Origin of the sequence: Bradyrhizobium sp. 40, from assembly GCF_023100925.1 — a bacterium.
Lineage (GTDB): Bacteria > Pseudomonadota > Alphaproteobacteria > Rhizobiales > Xanthobacteraceae > Bradyrhizobium.
This window is the reverse complement of the sequence record NZ_CP064688.1, coordinates 5837020-5856216: the sequence shown is the minus strand read 5'-3', so window position 1 is coordinate 5856216 and position 19197 is coordinate 5837020. Positions and strand designations below refer to the sequence as shown.

Genomic DNA, 19197 nt, shown 5'->3' with positions numbered 1-19197 from the left:
AGCTCACACGTGTCCCAAAGAATTATCCCCCTGATCATGTGCGGCGGTGCCGGAACGCGGCTGTGGCCGGCTTCGCGCGAGGTGCGCCCCAAGCAGTTCCTGCCGCTGTTCGGCACCCGCTCGACCTTCCAGGACACGCTGTTGCGTGTCTCGGAAGCCTCGCTGTTCGATCGCCCGATCGTCATCACCAACGCGTCCTACCGCTTCATGGTGCTGGAGCAGCTCGCGGAAATCGGCATCGAGGCCGACGTGATCCTCGAGCCGATGCGGCGCGATTCCGGCCCGGCGATTGCCGCCGGCGCGGTGTTCGCGCAGAACCGCTCGAGTGAAGCCATCGTGCTCGCGCTCGCCGCCGACCACGTCGTGCAGGACAATGCGGCCTTCGTCGCGGCGTGCCGCCAGGGCCTCACCGCCGCGAGTGCCGGGCGCATCGTCACCTTCGGCGTCAAGCCGGAACGGCCGGCGACCGAATACGGCTATATCAGCCCGGGCGAGGTCATCTCCGGCGAGGTGCACGCGGTCGCGCGCTTCGTCGAGAAGCCGGATGCGGTGAAGGCCGCCGACTACGTCAATTCCGGCTATCTCTGGAACAGCGGCAACTTCATGTTCCCCGCCACTGTGTTGCTCGACGAATACCGCAAGGTCGATGCGGCGAGCGTGGAGGCGATTTCCAGTGCCGTGACCAATGCCGGTCGCGATCTCGGCTTCGTGACGCTGGAGCCCGAGGCGTTCGGCGCGGCCAAGGCGATCTCCATCGACTATGCGGTGATGGAGAAGACCGCGCGCGCCGCTGTGGTGCCGGTGTCCTGCGGCTGGTCCGATGTCGGCTCCTGGCACGCGGTGTGGGAATTGTCGGACAAGGACGCGCAAGGCAATGCTTCGCATGGCGCCGCCGTGTTCGAAGATAGCCGCAACTGCAACGTCACCACCGATGCCGCGCTGGTCGCGCTCGAAGGCGTCGACGATCTCATCGTGGTTGCGACTGCGGACGCGGTGCTCGTCTCGCGCCAGAAGGATGCCAACGGGCTCAAGCGGCTGGTCACAAAACTCAAGGCGGTCGCGCCGAAAGTCACCGAGGAGCATCTTAAGGTGCATCGGCCCTGGGGCAGCTACCAGTCTGTCGACAATGGCGAGCGCCATCAGGTCAAGCGCATCGTGGTCAAGCCCGGCGGGCGTCTGTCGCTGCAGAAGCACCATCATCGCGCCGAGCACTGGATCGTGGTCCGCGGCACAGCCCGCGTCACCGTCAACGAGACCGTCAAAAGCGTGCACGAGAACGAGTCGATCTACATTCCGATGGGCGCGGTGCACCGGATGGAGAACCCCGGTAAAATCATGCTGGAGCTGATCGAGGTCCAGACGGGAAGCTATCTCGGGGAAGACGACATCATCCGGATTGAAGACGACTATCAGCGGTCTTGAGCAGAGTGTCGCTCCAACATGCCGCGAACGTTTAGAAGTTGTCCTGCGAACTGCGATGATCGGAACAGGCTGTTATGACCGACGCCACGCACACGATCCGCAGCGGCGGACTCACCGCGACCATCAAGGCGCAAGGCGCGGAGATGTGTTCGCTGGCGACCGATGCCGGCATCGAGTTCGTCTGGCAGGCGGAGCCGGCCTGGCCGCGCCATGCGCCGCTGCTGTTTCCGATCGTCGGGCGCCTCGCCAATGACGAATTACGGCACCGGGGCAGGACCTACCGGATGACCCAGCACGGCTTCGCGCGTGACAGCCGCTTTGCGTGGGTGGAACGAGGCGAAAGACGCTGTGTCCTGGTGCTCGAAGACAGCGAGACGACGCGCGCGCTCTACCCCTTCGCGTTCCGCCTGACGGCAACCTATGCGCTCGACGAATCCGGTCTCGATCTTTCACTCGTGATCGCGAACACCGGCAAGGAGATATTGCCGGCCTCGCTCGGCGGCCATCCCGCTTTCAACTGGCCGCTCCAACCGGGGCTGGCGAAGGAGAGCTACGCGCTGAGCTTCGCAAACGCAGAGCCATCGCCCGTCCGCCGTCTCGATGGCGGCTTGCTGCGCCCGGCAACCGAGCCGAGCCCGGTCGAAGGCTCCGTGTTGCCTCTGTCCGAATCCCTGTTCGTCGACGACGCAATCATCTTCGATCGGATCGCGAGCAATTCGGTCCGCTATGCCGTGGAGCAGGGCGCCTCCACCGGGCCGTGGTTGAAAATGTCATGGCGCGGCTTTCGCGAGCTTGGCGTCTGGTCGAAACCATCGGGCGCGCCGTTCCTCTGCATCGAGCCCTGGCGCGGCTATGCCAGTCCGGCCGGCTTCGACGGCGAATTCACTGACAAGCCGGGCCTGATGCACATCGCGCCCGGGACGGAAGAGCAATTGTCATTTCGGGTTGAGGTTGGATCGTCCTGAGGTGGGACGGTCTGCGCGCATCTGAAGTTCTCAGACCTCGATCCGCGTGAGGTCCTCGCCGAGCACGACAGGACCCGAATAGTCCCGCCTGACATCCGCAAGCAGCGCATTGAGCATGGAATCGTCGGTGCGAGGCCGGTGATGGGTCAGCGCGAGCTTCTTGACGCCGGCGTTGGCCGCGACCTTGCCGACTGTATCGCCGCAGGCGATCGTGAATTTCGCAAGCCGGCGCAGGTGTTCGTTGTCGATCTCCGGCGTGGCGAGGAAGCAGCACTGGACCAGCAGGTCGGCCCCCTCAGCCAGTCGCTCGAGACCGGGGCAGGGCACCGTGTCGCCCGAAATTGCGATGACCTTGCCTTCGGCCTCGAAGCGGTACCCGAGACACATCCAGCGTGCGAGGAAGGCCGGCGACATGTCGAGGCCGTCGCCATGCGAGACGAGTTCGGCGCTGATCTTCCAGCGGCCGGTGTCGAGAACGGGGCCGGGTATAATGTCGGTCGCGACGACTGGTTTCCAGCCGCCGAAGCTCGGCTCACCCTGATCGCGCCAGGCGATGTCCTTGTCGTAGACCTGCGTGACCAGCGTATTGACGAGCCGTTCGGTATCCGGCGGTCCATAGATGCGCAGATCGTCCTTGCGCCCATGCAACCATGAATTGAGCATCACGTCGTAGAGGTCGCCGATGTGGTCGAAATGGTGATGGGTGAGAAAGACCGTGTTGATGGAGCCGAGCGGCACGCCAGCCTTGCTGAGCTGCACCATGACGCCGCGGCCTGCGTCGATCAGGATGTTTTCCTCGCCGAGCCTGATCAGCGTGGTCGTCGCCATGCGGCGCGGGTCCGGGCGCGGGCCGCCGGTGCCGAGCAGGATGACTTCCATGGCGCCACCTCCTGGGGCAGAATTTTCGGGGCGCACAGTAGATTTGAAGCTCCTGGCGTGGCAAGCGGCCGCGGGATGGGCTTCAGCCCGCACAACAGCCGCTCGTACGGGCTCCCGAACATGCTGCGCGAGATGAGAAGTGTGGGCCAATTCATACTTAATCCAGCTGGATCGTGACCAATGTTGTTTGGGCGCGCTAACGCGCCTAGTATTGCAGCAGGCAATTCGAGGGGGCTCGAACAAGTCGTGAATGTACGTTCACAGGGCGGCGCGCTCGGCGACCTGAGCTTCCAGGTCGGCCCACAAGCACACAGGACATCCAACATCGTGGCTGATTCCTCAGGTCAGGAATTGCGTGTCGCTGGCCGGGAGCGACTGATCGTCGTCGAGGACGATCCGGTGACGCGGACGATGCTGGTCGGTTATTTCAGCGAGAACAATTTCGACGTGGTCGGTGCCGGCTCCTGCGCGGAATGCCGCCAGGCGCTGCGGACGCGGACCGATCTCGTCTTCCTCGACCTGCAGCTGCCCGACGGCGACGGCTTCGATCTCGCCAAGGAGATCCAGGCGACCAGCAATGCGGGTATCATCTTCGTGACCCGCCGCGACACCGACGTCGATCGCATCCTCGGCCTCGAGATCGCGGGCGACCACTACGTCACCAAGCCGATCAATTTGCGCGATCTGCTCGCGCGCGCGCGAAGCGTGCTGCGGCGGCGCTCGATCGACCGCAAGGCGGCGCGCACCCACAATTCGATCGCCTTTGGCGACTGGATCATCGACCTGACGCGGCGCGAGCTGCTCGGCAGCGACGGCAAGCCGGTGGCGCTGACGCGCGCCGAATTCGACCTGCTCGCGGCGCTCGTCGGAGCCGACGGCAGGCCGCTCAGCCGCGACTATCTGATCGAGGTCGTCAGCAACCGCCAGGCCGAGGTCGACATCCGCACTGTCGATGCCCTGGTGGCGAGACTGCGGCGCAAGCTGGTCGGCAGCGGTACGCCCGTCATCACCACCGTCACCGGCGTCGGCTACAAGCTCGCGTTGAGCGAGCGGCTCTAGACCCGGGCGCAGCACGACATGGTGCCGGTGGCGCCATCGGGTTCAGCCACTGAAACCGACAAGGAACCGAATCGCGAGAAAGGCCGACAAGGCCACGGCGCCGGTCGCGACGATTGCAAACAAAACTCTCAAACTATTGTGCATGATCTCTATTCAGGTTCGGTTTCAAAGTTCGGTTTCAAAAATGTCGTTCGTCCAACCGCTGCTCGTCTCAAGGCAGCAACTCTAATTCTATTGGCGTGATGCCACCCGTTTCCACTTGGCTTCGACGCGAGCCTTGATGAGGCGGACCCGGGCTTCCTGTGCTGCCCAATACGCCCTGCTCGCGACCGCCGTGCCTTGACGGTAACGCGCGTAAACGTCCTTCGGCTGTGCCGGTGTCTTTTGACTGTGTGCCGATTTCTGATTGTGCGCTGACTTCGAGTCGGTGGGTGCCGGAGTTGGCGCCGGTGCTACATCTGGGACGGCCGCGGCCTGGCTTCCCACATTCGTCGAGTTCATGGAGACAAGACGATTGCGGGCGCGATGACAATAGACCTGGGAGCGCGAAGTCATGGACTCCTCGCCATGACCTGCTCGATATTTCATCAGGGCGCGGCAAAGGTCCCCGCCTGCCAGGCGCCATGCGCGACTGAGGTAGAGAACGCCGTAGTGGATGTTGATATCAGGCTCTGCGAGCTCTGCGTTATTTCCCCGAAATCCGAGCATCGCTGCCGTTTCGGGCCGAACCTGCATGAGGCCGATCTCGCCGACGGTGCCAATGGTGCCCGGATTGTAACCGCTTTCAACGAAGACGACGGCCTCCGCAATGTCCGCGGGCAGATTGGTCTTGGCCGTTTCTCTTTCGATAATTTTTCGAATCGCTGCCCGCGATGCCGGCGTCTCTCCGGCGCCGAGATCTGCATTGTGACCGCCGGCCGCCAACGCCGGTCCCACGTCGTTTAGAGCGCCGTCCTGAGCGCGCACGGAGGTGGATGCCAACCAAAGCACGGCTATCGCAACGTGTGTCCACGTCGCGCGGGCATTGATGTGTGTTCGATCCCGCAGCATCGACCACGTATTATATCTTTCGAGTTAACAACCGATTTTCTGGCGGCCCCGGGGCGCGGTCCGGCTCGGGCGGCCAGCGGCGCATTGAAGCTATCGCGACCGCGAGCTCTGGTCGGTTGATGTGCTTGGCGCAGCCCCGGCCAATTTGTCGTCGACCGCATAGAGCGTGCAGGTGGGCGACCATTTTGTGCAGGCGCCAAGTGAATCGCGCTGGGCGTCGTCGGCGGTCGCGCGCCCCGAACGCCAGCCGTAACCGCCGTTCGGCGACACCGCAAAAGCCTTGTGCGGCATCGTGCTGGCGAGATACCGCGCGAACTCGGCGCGCGCGGCCTCGCTGAGCTGGCCCGGCGGCGGCAGCGGATCGGGCGGGCTCAGGACGTCGTGGCCGAGACCTCGCTCGCGCAGGAAGGCGTCGAGATATGGCGTCCATTGCGGACGGCTCACCACCGAATAGAGATAGTGGCCATCGTCGCCGTAAGGCGGCGCTGCGACGAATTTCGCGTTGCCGCCGCTGGCGCGAAATCCGTCATGGAGGCGCCGCGCGAGGTCGGGACCGAAGTAGGAATCGTTGGCGGCGTAGACCCACAGCATCGGCGCGCGCGAGGTTTTGCCGAACGTCGCGAAGGCCTGCACCAGCCCGTTGGGATTGCAGACGTCGTCATCGTCGCGCGAGCCGCGCCCACCGGCAAAGCTGATCGCGGCGACGAGACCCGCTGGCGCCTGCGCGGTCAACGCGACAGTGGCGAACCCGCCGGCGGAATGGCCGGCCGCGATCATGCCAGAGGTGGTGACGTCGGCCCTGCGCACCATCGCCTCGATCGCCGCGCGCAAATCCGCCACCGCGACCGCCGCGGCCGGCAGATAAGCGGCATTCGCGCAGCCCCCGACGCTGTCGACGCGCCCGCCGGGCGAGGTGCCGTAGCCGCGCCGCATCACGATCAGCGCGGCGAAGCCGCGCCGGGCATATTCGAGAGCGATGCCGTAATATTTGTGCGCGGACATCGTCGCGCGATCGTCGAAACTGCGCGGTGAGCCGTGGCTGAGCAGCGCCAGCGGATAGCGCCTGGTCCCGGCCGGCCGGACCAGGAACGCCTCCAGCCCCTGCGGTCCGGCCTCGGCCATCGGGATACGCAAATCCTCGGTGTAGAACTCCGCGGCCGTCGCATCGGGCACGATGCCGGCCATCGCAAGCCAGGCCATCAGAACAACCAGAAGCCTCTGAAACAGCGTCATGCCCCGACTCGAAAAGCCCCGATCGAAAGACCATAGCATGATCTCAGGAACGGCCGCCCCATTGCGGGTGTTGTGCTCTTGGCGGGGGCTTGGCCGATGCTATGGTATCGCGCAATTCTACGACAGGACGAGGTATATTCAGTGGCTGATGTTCATCCCGCGGCGGGCAAGCAGGCCTCGCCGGACGCGCTCACCAACGTTCCGCGGCTGGTGACGGCCTATTTCGCCGGCAAGCCCGATGTCGCCGATCCCGCGCAGCGGGTGGCGTTCGGCACCTCCGGCCATCGCGGCACCTCGTTCAAGACCAGCTTCAACGAGGGCCACATCCTCGCGACGACGCAGGCAATCTGTGATTACCGACGTGAAAAGGGGCTGACCGGTCCGCTCTTTATCGGCATCGACACCCATGCGCTGGCCGAGCCCGCGCTGGTCAGCGCCGTCGAGGTGTTCGCGGCCAACGGCGTCGACATCATGATCGACAAGGACGGCGGCTACACGCCGACGCCGGTGATCTCGCATGCGATCCTGACCTACAACAAGGGCCGCACCTCGGGCCTTGCCGACGGCGTCGTCGTCACGCCCTCGCACAATCCGCCCGAGGACGGCGGCTACAAATACAATCCGCCGCATGGCGGACCGGCCGACACCGATGCGACCTCCGTGATCGAGAGGCGCGCCAACGCCTATCTCGCCGACGGCCTCAAGGGCGTGAAGCGCATCGACTACGCCAGGGCACGCAAAGCCGCGAACGTCCACGCCTATGACTACGTCACACCCTATGTCGCCGATCTCGGCAACGTCGTCGATCTCGACCTGGTCAAATCCGTCGGCGTCAATATCGGCATCGATCCGCTCGGCGGCGCCGCCGTGCACTACTGGCATCCGATCATCGAGCGCTACGGCCTGAAGGCGACCGTGGTGAACGAGGCGATCGACCCGACGTTCCGCTTCATGACGGTGGATTGGGACGGCAAGATCCGCATGGACTGCTCCTCGCCTTACGCGATGGCGAGCCTGATCGCGATGCGCGACCGCTTCGACGTCGCTTTTGCCAACGACACCGACGCGGACCGCCACGGCATCGTGACACGCACCGGCGGCCTCATGAATCCGAACCATTATCTCGCGACCGCGATCTTCTATCTGTTCGCGCACCGCCCGAACTGGGGCAAGGACGCCGCGATCGGCAAGACCGTGGTGTCGAGCTCGATCATCGACCGCGTCGCGAAAAAACTCGGCCGCAAGCTGGTCGAGACCCCGGTCGGCTTCAAATGGTTTGTCGACGGTCTCCTCACGGGCGGCTTCGGCTTCGGCGGCGAGGAGAGTGCAGGCGCCTCGTTCCTGCGCCGCGACGGCACGGTGTGGACGACCGACAAGGACGGCATCATCCTCGGCCTGCTTGCGGCCGAGATCATGGCGAAGACCGGCCGCGATCCGAGCCAGCTCTTCAACGACCTCACTGCCGAGTTCGGCGTGCCCCATTACGCGCGCATCGACGTCGCCGCCACCACGCCGCAGAAGAACATCCTGAAGTCCGTTACGCCGGAGCAGCTCGGCCTGAAGGATCTCGCCGGCGATCCCGTCCGCGCCACGCTGAGCAAGGCGCCGGGCAATGGCCAGCCGTTCGGCGGCATCAAGGTCGAAACCGATTTCGGCTGGTTCGCCGCCAGGCCGTCAGGCACCGAGGACGTCTACAAGATCTATGCAGAAAGCTTCCGCAGCCCCGAGCACCTGAAGGCGATTCAGCAGGAGGCTCAGGCAGGGTTGGCGAAGGTGTTCGGGGCGTAGTCGTCGAGCCAAAGCGCCGCTGCCACTGCTCCTCCTGGAGGGAGACTCGCCGCATCAACAGGTGTCATCACCCGCGAGAGCGGGTGATCCAGTACGCCGTGGCGCCAGTTGAGTGAACCAACGACCGCCGCGGAATACTGGATTCCCCGCTTTCGCGGGGAATGACAACGGTTTGTATACACGATACGAGAGGATGGTATTATAATACGCCAAATCTGCCCTTGAACGATTTCGCCCCTCCGCTATTGTATACATAACGTATCCACAAGCCTTGGGAGTGAGACCGGTGACAAAACCCTTCCCGATGAACGCCTGGTATGCCGCCGCCTGGGACGCCGATGTGAAGCCGGCACTGCTGCCGCGGACGATCTGCGGCAAGCACGTGGTGATGTACCGCAAGGCCGATGGCTCGGTGGCTGCGCTGGAGGACGCCTGCTGGCACCGCCTGGTGCCGCTGTCCAAGGGCCGGCTCGAAGGCGACACCGTCGTCTGCGGCTATCACGGCCTGAAGTACAATGCGCAAGGGCGCTGCACCTTCATGCCCTCGCAGGAGACCATCAACCCGTCGGCCTGCGTGCGCGCCTATCCCGTGGTCGAGCGTCACCGCTACATCTGGCTCTGGATGGGCGATCCCGCGCTGGCCGATCCCGCGCTGGTGCCCGACCTGCACTGGAATCACGACCCGGCCTGGGCCGGCGACGGCAAGACCATCCACGTCAATTGCGACTATCGCCTCGTGCTCGACAATCTCATGGACCTCACACACGAGACGTTCGTGCACGGCTCGTCCATCGGCAACGAGGCGGTCGCAGAGGCGCCGTTCGACGTCACCCATGGTGAGAAGACTGTCACGGTGACGCGCTGGATGCGCGGCATCGAGGCGCCGCCTTTCTGGGCCAAGCAGCTCGGCAAATCCGGTCTCGTCGACCGCTGGCAGATCATCCGTTTCGAAGCGCCGTGCACCATTGCCATCGACGTCGGCGTGGCGCCGACCGGCACCGGCGCGCCCGAAGGCGACCGCTCGCAGGGCGTCAACGGCTTCGTGCTCAACACCATCACGCCGGAGACCGAGAAGACCTGCCACTATTTCTGGGCCTTCGTGCGCAATTATCAGCTCGGCGAGCAGCGCATCACCTCCGAGATCCGCGAGGGCGTCTCCGGCATCTTCCACGAGGACGAGCTGATCCTCGAGGCGCAGCAGCGCGCGATGGACGAGAACCCCGATCGCATCTTCTACAATCTCAATATCGACGCCGGCGCGATGTGGACGCGCAAGCTGATCGACAAGATGGTGGCAAAGGAAAACCCGCCGCAGCACCTTCAGGCTGCGGAGTAAGCCGACATGGCCGAGCGTGAGGTCGACCGCTCCGTCTCGCAGACCGTGAAGGCGCAGCTCGCGCTGCGCGACCAGCTCCTGTCGGGCTCGTTGCGCCCGGGCGAGCGCATCTCCGAGCTCCAGGCGGTGGAGACCACCGGCGCCTCGCGCACCCCGGTGCGCATGGCGCTGGTGCGGCTGGAGGAGGAGGGCCTGCTCGAGGCGATTCCCTCCGGCGGCTTCATGGTGAAGGCGTTCTCCGAGCGCGACATCTCCGACTCCATCGAGCTGCGCGGCACGCTGGAAGGGCTCGCCGCGCGCTTTGCCGCCGAGCGCGGCGTTTCCGCGCGCGAGCTCGAGCCGCTGAAGGAGTGCCTCGCGGCGATCGACGACTTGTTGCGCCAGGTCCCGATCTCGGTCGATGCGTTCTCGTCCTATGTCACGCTGAACGCGCGCTTCCACGCGCTGCTCACGGAATTGTCGCGCAGCCCACCGCTGATCCGGCAGATCGACCGCGCCTCGTCGCTGCCGTTTGCATCCCCAAGCGGTTTCGTGATGGCGCAGTCGGCGCTGCCCGAGGCGCAGCAGATCCTGATCATCGGGCAGGAGCACCACCGCGTCGTGATCGACGCGATCGAGAACCGCGAAGGCGCTCGCGCCGAAGCGGTCATGCGCGAGCATGCGCGGCTCGCGGTGCGCAATCTGCGGCTTGCACTGCGCAACCGGACCCATCTCGACCTGCTGCCGGCGCTCGCGCTGATCAAGTCCGCAACCGATTGAGAGGGGAGTGCCATGCGCTTCATCGAAACCTGGAGTCCGGCGACGCTTGTGTCGACGCGCGATCTCGCGCCGGGTATCCGCGAATTCCTGATCCGGCCGGACCAGTACGAGGGCGCCGCCTATCCGGTCGGCAGCCACATCAATATCAGCGTCACCATCGACGGGCAGCCGGAGACGCGGTCCTATTCGCTGGTCGGGGAAGCTTCGTCGCGGGGTTTAAGGATCGCGGTGCGCCGTGCTGAGGATTCGCGTGGCGGCTCGCGTTATATGTGGTCGTTGCAGCCGGGCGCGCGGCTCGACATCACGACGCCGGCGTCGCTGCTCGCCGTTGACTGGGCACGCCAGAACTACTGCCTGATCGCCGGCGGCATCGGCATCACCCCGATCCTCGGTGCCGCACAGGCGCTGTCGCGGCGCGGCGCCGATGTCACGCTGCATTACGCGGTGCGCTCGCGCACCGAGGCCGCCTATCTCGACGATCTCGCCGCAACGCTCGGTGATCGCCTGGTCGTTCACGCCAGCGATGAGGGCAAGCGGCTCGATCTCGACGCCCTGTTCGCCTCGGTGCCCAAGGATGCGCTGGCGCTGTTCTGCGGCCCGATGCGGATGCTGGATGCTGCGCGCCATGCCTGGATCGGCGCCGGCCATCCGCTCCCCGATCTCCGCTACGAGACGTTCGGTTCGAGCGGCACGTTGCCGACCGAGACTTTTCGCGTGCGTCTGAAGGGCTCAGATGTCGAGCTGGAGATCCCGCGCGAGCGCTCGATGCTGGATGTGCTCAACGCCAGCGGCCACGATGTCATGTACGATTGCAAACGCGGCGAATGCGGCCTGTGCGCCATCGACGTGGTCGCCGTCGATGGCGAGATCGATCATCGCGATGTCTTCTTCAGCGACCATCAGAAGCAAAGTAACCAGAAGATCTGCGCCTGCGTTTCGCGCGCCCGCGGCACCATCACCGTAGACACGCTGCTCCGGGCGGATGCGATCTGACCGGTTCACGATCTCCGACAGGGACTGCAGGAACCCGTCTGCCTCATGAGTGTTGATCCGCCGCGGCTCTGTGCCGCGAGTGAAGCCAATGACCAGCCACGGGCAGCCAACTGTTTGCCGCGTTCTCATCGTCGAGGATGAGTACTTCCTCGGGGATGATCTGGCGCGGTCGCTACGGTCGCTCGGGTTCCAGGTAATCGGTCCCGTTTCCGAGCTGCCGGACGCGATGGCTATTCAGCATCCTGCTTTCGACGTCGTGGTGATTGACATCAATCTGCGAGGAGATTCGGCTTATCCGATGGCCGACAAGCTCACGCGCGCCGGCAAACCTTTTGTCTTCGCGACGGGCTATGGGGCCGCCGCCATTCCGCACCGCTTCGAGCACGTGCCCCGATGGGAGAAACCTTACGACGTCGCAAAGCTTTCGGATCACGTCCGCGAGCTCTGCGCCGAACAATCGCCCAACGCTGCTGCCGAATAGAGTCGATGCGCGCTCATTCACACCGCTCGCTGTGCGCCTCGGCCCGGCACGGGTCGATTTCGGTTGGCGAGCAGCCAGCGAATTCTTCTCAGCAGCAGCTGCGGGTCAACGGCTCCACGTCCTGAGCTCTCTCTGCAAAGTCCGGCGGCTACATCGACGGATCGCTCGGGTGTACCAGTAAGTAACACCGTCAGCTCCGGCCTGTGCTCTCGGACCCACTTCGCGATACCGAAGCCGTCGCCCGCCAATGCTAAATTGGTGATCACGGCATTGATCGCGAAATCTGCGTGATCGAGAACGTCGATCGCCTCATGGGCCGTCACGGCTTCAATCACCCGATACCCACATTCGCGCAAATGCTTCGCGATCGGCATTCGGATGAAAACTTCATCCTCGGCCAGCAGGATCGTACGGGTCGCCGGAGCGCTGCTTAAATCGGTCATGGAGCGGTAACGGGCTGGCACCCGACCCGTTCCTGGCGACGACAGATCGGATCGCCTCGACTATGGTGCGAGGATCGTAGGGCTTCGCAAAGAAGCCATCATGCAGCGTGCTGTCGTCCCGCGGCAGATCGCTGGATGCCAACAGCATCGGCAAGTCGGGAAATTCTTGCCTCACCGTTTTTGCCAAACCAAGGCCGTTGATTGAGCCGGGAAGCCTGATATCGCTGAAAACAGTCGAAACCCGTGTTCCACCGCGCAACAGGTCAATGGCTTCGTCGGCACTGCCGCATTCGATCACCTCGAAACCTGCACCGCGCAGCTCGTCGGAGATCATCAGGCGTATCCAGATGTCGTCTTCGACAACCATCACGACCTGACGGGGGGTGTCGTTCGGGGCCACTCTCCCGTCCGGCGCTCTGTTCACTTTGGACCTCAATGGGTTAGGGGTGTCCCATCAACTTCAAGGATGCCGCATCGTTCCTGATTCCGCATTGCGCGGATTATGTCGAGTGCTTCGTGCGGCGCTCTTTCACATAGGTTAAGGGCAGATCGCGCGCATTCGGTGTGCCGCACCGTGCAGCTCACGCGCTGCGAGAGCACCTGAGGCATCAAGCACACATGATGGTCTAGGCTACGCCGCGTAAGTCGCCCGAAGCTTCTTCGGATCCAGCAGCGGCAGAACCTGATCCGCCGACACCGGCCGGCTGATGAGATAACCCTGAACTTCGTCGCAACCGATCTGGCGCAGATATTCGAGCTGGTCGGCGGTCTCGACGCCTTCCGCGACCACGCCGATGCGCAGGTCGCGCGCGAGCCCAATCACCGATTTCACGATCGCCGCGCAGTCCGGCTGCACCAGCATGTCGCGGATGAAGGACTGGTCGATCTTGATGCGGCTGAACGGGAGCTTGCGCAGATAGGTCAGCGAGGAGAAGCCGGTGCCGAAATCGTCGAGCGCCACGGTGACGCCGAGCTCCAGCAGCGCGTTGAGGACCGACGCGGCGGAGGCGTATTTCGACAGCAGCATCGATTCCGTGATCTCGATCTCGAGCCGGTGCGGGGCGATCTTCGCGTCCGCAAGTGCCTGCACGATGATCTGGAGGAGGCCGTTGTTGTGAAACTGCGCGGCCGAGAAATTCACGGCGACCTTGATCTCTTCGGGCCACTCGGCAACCGTCGCGCAGGCGCGGCGGACGACCCATTCGCCGATCTCGTGGATCAGCCCGGTTTCCTCGGCGATCGGAATGAACTCGCTCGGCGGCACCAGTCCGCGCTGGGGATGCTGCCAACGCAGCAGCGCCTCGAACCCGGTGATGCGGTTGCCGTTGAGGTCGAGAAAGGGCTGGAACACCAGGAACAGCTCGTCCCTGGCGATGGCGCCTTCCAGATCCGATTGCAGCGCCTTGCGGTCGCGTGACGAGCGGTCGTCGGCTTCCTCGAAGAAACACACCGTGCCGGGTCCGGCGTTCTTGGCGCGGTAGAGTGCGGTGTCGGCGTTCTTCATGATGTCGAGTTGCGTGCTGCCGTCACGCGGCGCCAGCACGATGCCGACGCTGGTCGCGCCGACGATCTGGCGGCCCTCGATCTGGAACGGTTCGTTGAAGGCCGCGACGAAGCGGTCGGCGATCTCGAGCGCATCCTCCGGCCGCGCCAGATTGGCCATCACCAGCGCGAACTCGTCTCCGCCGATGCGTGCGACATGCTCTGCCGCGCGGGTGCAGCGTTGCAGGCGGCTCGCGATCTGGACCAGAAACTCGTCACCGGCGGGATGGCCGAACTTGTCGTTGACCTCCTTGAAACGATCGAGATCGAGCAAAAGGACCGCGAATTCCTCGCCGGACAGAGCGAGCCGCTTCAAGGCTGCATCCAGCGTTTCGTTGAAGGCGACGCGATTGGGCAGATGGGTCAGCGGGTCCTGCCGCACCGTACGCTCAGCCTCGATCTGCCGCATCACGCGCCGTGCGAACGAGATCGAATTGACGAACACGCTGCGCAGCAGCACCGATCCGTAGACCACCACCAGGAAGGCGATCAGCAGAAACGCCGGATCGCCATTCCTGCCGAGGCAGATCGCGATGCCAGCGAAGATCGGGGCCGTGAATGCGATCGCGGCGATCGGGATCGTGGCGAAGGCCAGCGCGCCCCCCGCCAGCATCCCCGAACAAAGGCAGGTGATGACGAGCTGCCCGCCGGTTGAGGCATTGGCGAAGAATGCGACCGGAACGGTGCCCCAGGCGGCGCCGAGGATGAAAGCGTTGCGCACCAGCCGATGCATGGCCCGGCGCGAGACGAATTGCGGTTTGGTGATGCGGCGCGCGGCATGGGATTGCAGGCCGAACGCGATCGCGGCGCCCGCCACGATGGCGGCCCAGATCAAGGCCAGCTTCAAGTCCGGCGAATGCCACAGCGCGACGACGAGCACCCCGGCGTTGCAGGCATTGGCCAGCATGATGCCGACCGAATAGCCGAGCACCAGCGACATCTGTTCGGCGCGGATATGGCCGGCGACGGCTTCGTCGGTTACGGGACCGCCAAAGGCCGACAGATCGCCGGCGAACAGCCGCGCGAAATAGCTGGTCGTTTGAGTCCGCATTCCAGAGCCTAGCAGCATGGGCCGCTTGTCCGGCCCGGTCCGGAGACTTCGCTGCAAACCTTTGACGAACTATGAATTATCCGAGCTTGTGATGATTGCTCTGACCACTTCTGCGTGTTCGCGATATTGTATCGATAACAAATCGATACAAATGCGGCACCCCGCGTTACGGCTGTAACGGAGGGCGCGCTCGGCCTGCATGGTTCGAGACGCGCCGCCAGCGGCGCTCCTCACCATGAGGGTCTAGGAGGTCGTCTCGCAACGAGACCTCATCCTGAGGAGCCCGCCAAAGGCGGGCGTCTCGAAGGATGGCTGCAAGGAAGGCTGCAGCAGCGATGGCTTCCAGATCACCGCCCCATCTGCTTCGGATCGTAATAGAACCGTTCTTCGATCAACTGATCGCCCCGCCACGTCTGCCATGCGATCTCATCCAACGTTCGGATGATGCCTTCGGCATTGGTGAAGTTGAATCTCCAGCGCGTAGCGACATGGTCGCCTTCGATCAGGCTTGGCCCGATGCGCACGGCCCTGACCTCCTTGAAGGCTGCCAGCACGCCGCGCTCCTTGGCCGCGAGCTTGTCGCGTCCGACCAGGGGTTCGGCCTGGTTTTCATAGGTGGCGCCGTCCGGCGTGTAATAGTCGAGGATCGCGCCGACGAAATCCCCGTCCACCAATCGTTTGGCGAAAGCTTCGACGACATCACGGCTCGGCATGGCACACCTCAGGAGTAAAACCGACTATTAGTCGGTAAATACCGACCGACGGTCGAAAAGTCAACTGGCTGTCCTGGTCCATTTCGACTACAGCAGACCCATGGCAAAACAGGCGGAGCGGCGGGCTGCGACATCGGAGGCAATCCTGACGGCGGCGCGCCGCCTGTTCGGGACGCAAGGCTTTGCCGCGACGACGATGGACGAGATCGCCGAAGCCGCCCACGTCGCCAAGGGCGCGGTCTATCATCACTTCAAGACCAAGGAGGCGGTGTTCGAAGCGGTGTTCGAACAGGTCTCGCGCGACCTCGTCGTGGAGATCGACAGCACGGCCCGTGCCGAGAAGGACGTGCTCGCCGCGATGGTCGCAGGCACCCAGCATTATTTCGCCGCGACCGCCAAGGGCCCGACCGGTCAGATCATCCTGCGCGATGGTCCGGCCGTGCTCGGCTGGGAGCGCTGGCGCGAGATCGACGCCAAACATTTCGGGGGCAAGCTGCCGCGCGCGATCGCGGCGGCGATGGAGGCCGGCCTGATCGCGCGGCAGCCGGTCGAGCCGCTGGCCCGGCTGCTGCTCGGCGCGGTGACGGAGGCCGCCGTCGCCTGCGCCGGACGCGCCGATATCGCAAGGGCGGGTGCGGAATATGCCCGTGCGTTCAGGTCGCTGTTCGAGGCGCTGCGCGTCGCTGCATGATCGTGCTAAGTGATGATTGGAAACGCCCACACCAACAAAAAGAACAGTAGCGCATGATCGCAACTTCCTCCCTGACGCCCTCCGATCCGGAATTCGACTACATCATCGTCGGTGCCGGCTCTGCGGGCTGCGTGCTCGCCAACCGGCTGTCGGCGAACGGCAAGCACAGCGTGCTGCTGCTCGAGGCAGGCCCGAAGGATTCCAACATCTGGATCCACGTGCCGCTCGGCTACGGCAAGCTGTTCAAGGAAAAGACCGTCAACTGGATGTACCAGACCGAGCCGGAGCCCGAGCTGAAGGGCCGCCAGGTGTTCCAGCCGCGCGGCAAGACGCTGGGCGGATCGAGCTCGATCAACGGTCTGCTCTATGTCCGCGGTCAGCACGAGGATTACGACAGATGGCGTCAGCGCGGCAACGCCGGCTGGGGCTATGACGACGTGCTGCCCTATTTCAAGAAAGCCGAGAACCAGTCGCGCGGCGCCGATCAATATCACGGCAGCGGCGGCCCGCTGCCGGTGTCCAACATGGTCGTGACCGATCCGCTGTCGAAGGCCTTCATCGACGCCGCGGTCGAGACCGGCCTGCCCTACAATCCTGATTTCAACGGCGCCACGCAGGAAGGTGTCGGCCTGTTCCAGACCACGACCCGCAATGGCCGCCGCGCCTCGACGGCGGTGGCCTATCTCGGCCCCGCCAAGGCCCGCGGCAATCTCAAGATCGAAACTGGCGCGCTCGGCCAGCGCGTGCTGTTCGAGGGCCGCCGCGCGGCCGGCGTTGAATACCGTCAGGGCGCCAATTTGCGCCGCGCCCGCGCGCGCAAGGAGGTCGTGCTGTCGAGCGGCGCCTACAACTCGCCGCAGCTGCTCCAGCTCTCCGGGGTCGGCCCCGGCGACCTCCTGCGCAAGCACGGCATCGATGTCGTGCTGGACGCGCCGGGCGTCGGGCACGATCTCCAGGACCACATGCAGGTGCGCATCGTGATGCGCTGCTCGCAGAAGATCACGCTGAACGACACCGTCAATCATCCGCTCCGCCGCACGATGGCCGGTGCGCGCTATGCGCTGTTCCGCAAAGGCTGGCTGACGATCGCGGCCGGCACGGCGGGCGCGTTCTTCAAGACCAGTCCGCGGCTGGCCTCGCCGGACATCCAGGTCCATTTCCTGCCGTTCTCGACCGACAAGATGGGTGAGAAGCTTCATGGTTTCTCCGGCTTCACGGCGTCGGTGTGCCAGCTCCGTCCCGAAAGCCGCGGGTCCTTGCGCATCAAGAGCGCCGACCCGACAGTGCCGCCGGAGATCCGCATCAACTATATGTCGACCGAGACCGACCGCACCACCAACGTGGAAGGCCTGAAGATCCTGCGCAACATATTGCATGCACCGGCGCTGAAGCCGTTCGTGGTCGACGAATACGATCCCGGAGCGAAGGTGTCCACGGATGCCGAGCTGCTGGATTATTGCCGTGAGCGGGGCAGCACCATCTACCATCCGACCTCAACCTGTCGTATGGGCAATGATGCGCTCGCGGTGGTCGATCAGCGGCTGAAGGTGAGGGGCCTCGAAGGACTCCGAATCGTCGACGGCTCGATCATGCCCGATCTCGTGTCGGGGAACACCAACGCGCCGATCATCATGATCGCCGAAAAGGCCTCCGACATGATATTGGAGGATGCGCGGTAAACTCGCGTATTGAGAGGATTTGGGCTTGGCTACGCGATTCAAGATCGGCACACGCAAGAGCGCGATGGCGCTGGCACAGACGGAAGAGATCGCGCGCCGCCTGACCGCTGCCATGCCCGATCTCGACGTCGAGATCGTCAAGTTCGACACCACGGGCGATCTCGACCAGACCAGCAAGCTGCTGCCCCATGGCGGCAAGGGCGGTGCCTTCGTGGCGCAGATCCGCGCCGCCGTGCTGTCGGGCGAGCTCCATGCGGCGATGCATTCGCTGAAGGACATGCCCGGCAACGAAGACACGCCCGGCCTCGTGATCGGCGCCACGCTCTCGCGCGATCCTCCCAATGACGCGCTGGTCCTGCGCAACGGCGTGACGCTGGAGGCATTGCGCCAGTCGCGTGGCAAGGGTTTCAAGATCGGCACCAACGCGGTCCGCCGCGCCGCCTACGCGCGGCGATTGTTTCCCGACGTCGAGATCATCCACTTCCGCGGCGCCGCCGACACGCGCGTGCGAAAACTGGACAATGGCGAGAAGCAGCGCCTGCCGGATGGCGACGCGGTGGGGCCCGCGGACGCGCTGATCATGGCGCGGTCCGGCCTCGACCGCGTCGGCCTTTCCCATCGCATCGGCTACGAATTCTCCGCGGCGGAAATGCTGCCGGCAGCGGGGCAGGGCATCGTCGCGGTCGAATGCGCGGCACAGGACTGGCAGACGCGTCGCATTCTTGCATCGATCGACGATCCCGCTGCTCACGCCTGCGCCGATGCCGAGCGCGAAGTGCTGTGGGTGCTGAACGGCCATTGCAATTCGCCGGTGGCGGGCTTTTCGACCGTTGCGGGCGATCAGATGTCGCTCACCGCGTCCGTGCTCGATCTCTCCGGCAATACCATCATCGAAGCCTTGCGTTCGGGTCCCGCCAATCGTCCCCGCGAACTCGGCCGTGCGGTGGGACTGGATCTGCTGGCCAGGGGCGCCGCCGAGATCATCGAGCGCAGCCGGCCGCGGTAAGTTTTCCCGCAGGTTCGCAATGACGAGGGGGGACAGCGCTGCGATGATGGCATCATGCGCCTGTTTTGCCCGACGGGTCAAATGTTGGCGCGACCTGATGCGATGAC

Annotated in this window: 18 protein-coding genes; 11 read left to right on the top strand and 7 right to left on the bottom strand. The window is 64.5% G+C overall.

All coding sequences use genetic code 11. The annotated features are described in order from the left end of the window. Positions 1-9 precede the first annotated feature (9 nt). Together IVB40_RS28145 and IVB40_RS28140 are read left to right on the top strand one after the other, a co-directional pair. Positions 10-1422 carry a mannose-1-phosphate guanylyltransferase/mannose-6-phosphate isomerase gene (locus IVB40_RS28145; RefSeq protein WP_247816940.1) on the top strand — a complete coding sequence of 471 codons (1413 nt, stop codon included), beginning with the start codon at positions 10-12 and terminating at the stop codon, positions 1420-1422. 74 nt (positions 1423-1496) lie between these two features. Beyond that, on the top strand, positions 1497-2387 hold the full coding sequence (locus IVB40_RS28140; RefSeq protein WP_247816939.1) for an aldose 1-epimerase family protein: 891 nt from the start codon (positions 1497-1499) through the stop codon (positions 2385-2387). Positions 2388-2417: 30 nt separating this feature from the next. Here IVB40_RS28140 and IVB40_RS28135 read toward each other — a convergent pair whose 3' ends face one another. Next, on the bottom strand, positions 2418-3266 hold the full coding sequence (locus IVB40_RS28135) for an MBL fold metallo-hydrolase (protein ID WP_247291418.1): 849 nt from the start codon (positions 3264-3266) through the stop codon (positions 2418-2420). 246 nt (positions 3267-3512) lie between these two features. Between IVB40_RS28135 and IVB40_RS28130 the strand changes: the two genes are divergently transcribed. Then, entirely contained in the window at positions 3513-4325 is an 813-nt protein-coding gene (locus IVB40_RS28130) for a response regulator transcription factor (RefSeq protein ID WP_247291416.1), read from the top strand. A gap of 231 nt (positions 4326-4556) precedes the next feature. Here the strand turns inward: IVB40_RS28130 and IVB40_RS28125 are convergent, their stop codons facing one another. Beyond that, entirely contained in the window at positions 4557-5375 is an 819-nt protein-coding gene (locus IVB40_RS28125) for a transglycosylase SLT domain-containing protein (RefSeq protein ID WP_247816938.1), read from the bottom strand. A gap of 90 nt (positions 5376-5465) precedes the next feature. Next, entirely contained in the window at positions 5466-6608 is a 1143-nt protein-coding gene (locus IVB40_RS28120; protein WP_247816937.1) for an alpha/beta hydrolase, read from the bottom strand. A gap of 141 nt (positions 6609-6749) precedes the next feature. Between IVB40_RS28120 and pgm the strand changes: the two genes are divergently transcribed. The 5 genes from pgm to IVB40_RS28095 all read left to right on the top strand — a co-directional run bounded on the left by pgm (position 6750) and on the right by IVB40_RS28095 (position 11965). After that, the gene (pgm, locus tag IVB40_RS28115; protein ID WP_247291408.1) at positions 6750-8396 is read left to right on the top strand and encodes a phosphoglucomutase (alpha-D-glucose-1,6-bisphosphate-dependent); all 1647 of its coding nucleotides are present in this window, start codon (positions 6750-6752) and stop codon (positions 8394-8396) included. Positions 8397-8682: 286 nt separating this feature from the next. Continuing rightward, the gene (locus tag IVB40_RS28110) at positions 8683-9732 is read left to right on the top strand and encodes an aromatic ring-hydroxylating dioxygenase subunit alpha (protein WP_247816936.1); all 1050 of its coding nucleotides are present in this window, start codon (positions 8683-8685) and stop codon (positions 9730-9732) included. Between the two features lie 6 nt (positions 9733-9738). After that, complete coding sequence (locus tag IVB40_RS28105; protein WP_027568497.1) at positions 9739-10491, top strand: GntR family transcriptional regulator; 753 nt, start codon at positions 9739-9741, stop codon at positions 10489-10491. A gap of 12 nt (positions 10492-10503) precedes the next feature. After that, on the top strand, positions 10504-11484 hold the full coding sequence (locus IVB40_RS28100; RefSeq protein ID WP_247816935.1) for a PDR/VanB family oxidoreductase: 981 nt from the start codon (positions 10504-10506) through the stop codon (positions 11482-11484). 88 nt (positions 11485-11572) lie between these two features. Then, positions 11573-11965 carry a response regulator gene (locus tag IVB40_RS28095; protein ID WP_247816934.1) on the top strand — a complete coding sequence of 131 codons (393 nt, stop codon included), beginning with the start codon at positions 11573-11575 and terminating at the stop codon, positions 11963-11965. A gap of 17 nt (positions 11966-11982) precedes the next feature. Here the strand turns inward: IVB40_RS28095 and IVB40_RS28090 are convergent, their stop codons facing one another. The 4 genes from IVB40_RS28090 to IVB40_RS28075 all read right to left on the bottom strand — a co-directional run bounded on the left by IVB40_RS28090 (position 11983) and on the right by IVB40_RS28075 (position 15714). Beyond that, positions 11983-12408 (bottom strand): response regulator, encoded by a 426-nt coding sequence (locus tag IVB40_RS28090; RefSeq protein ID WP_247466355.1) that lies wholly within the window; start codon positions 12406-12408, stop codon positions 11983-11985. Continuing rightward, the gene (locus IVB40_RS28085; protein ID WP_247816933.1) at positions 12353-12808 is read right to left on the bottom strand and encodes a response regulator; all 456 of its coding nucleotides are present in this window, start codon (positions 12806-12808) and stop codon (positions 12353-12355) included. Before IVB40_RS28085 ends, IVB40_RS28090 begins: the two co-directional genes overlap by 56 nt. A 231-nt stretch (positions 12809-13039) precedes the next feature. Beyond that, the gene (locus IVB40_RS28080; protein ID WP_247816932.1) at positions 13040-15001 is read right to left on the bottom strand and encodes an EAL domain-containing protein; all 1962 of its coding nucleotides are present in this window, start codon (positions 14999-15001) and stop codon (positions 13040-13042) included. A 347-nt stretch (positions 15002-15348) separates the two neighbouring features. Continuing rightward, positions 15349-15714 carry a nuclear transport factor 2 family protein gene (locus IVB40_RS28075; protein WP_247816931.1) on the bottom strand — a complete coding sequence of 122 codons (366 nt, stop codon included), beginning with the start codon at positions 15712-15714 and terminating at the stop codon, positions 15349-15351. Positions 15715-15814: 100 nt separating this feature from the next. On the opposite strand from IVB40_RS28075, the gene IVB40_RS28070 reads away from it, so the two are divergent. From IVB40_RS28070 to hemC, 3 genes are read left to right on the top strand one after another with little or no spacing between them, the layout of a single operon-like run. Continuing rightward, positions 15815-16405 (top strand): TetR/AcrR family transcriptional regulator, encoded by a 591-nt coding sequence (locus IVB40_RS28070; protein ID WP_247816930.1) that lies wholly within the window; start codon positions 15815-15817, stop codon positions 16403-16405. Positions 16406-16458: 53 nt separating this feature from the next. After that, positions 16459-18084 carry a choline dehydrogenase gene (locus IVB40_RS28065; RefSeq protein ID WP_247816929.1) on the top strand — a complete coding sequence of 542 codons (1626 nt, stop codon included), beginning with the start codon at positions 16459-16461 and terminating at the stop codon, positions 18082-18084. Between the two features lie 25 nt (positions 18085-18109). Further along, positions 18110-19090 (top strand): hydroxymethylbilane synthase, encoded by a 981-nt coding sequence (gene hemC, locus IVB40_RS28060; RefSeq protein ID WP_247816928.1) that lies wholly within the window; start codon positions 18110-18112, stop codon positions 19088-19090. Positions 19091-19197: the final 107 nt, after the last annotated feature.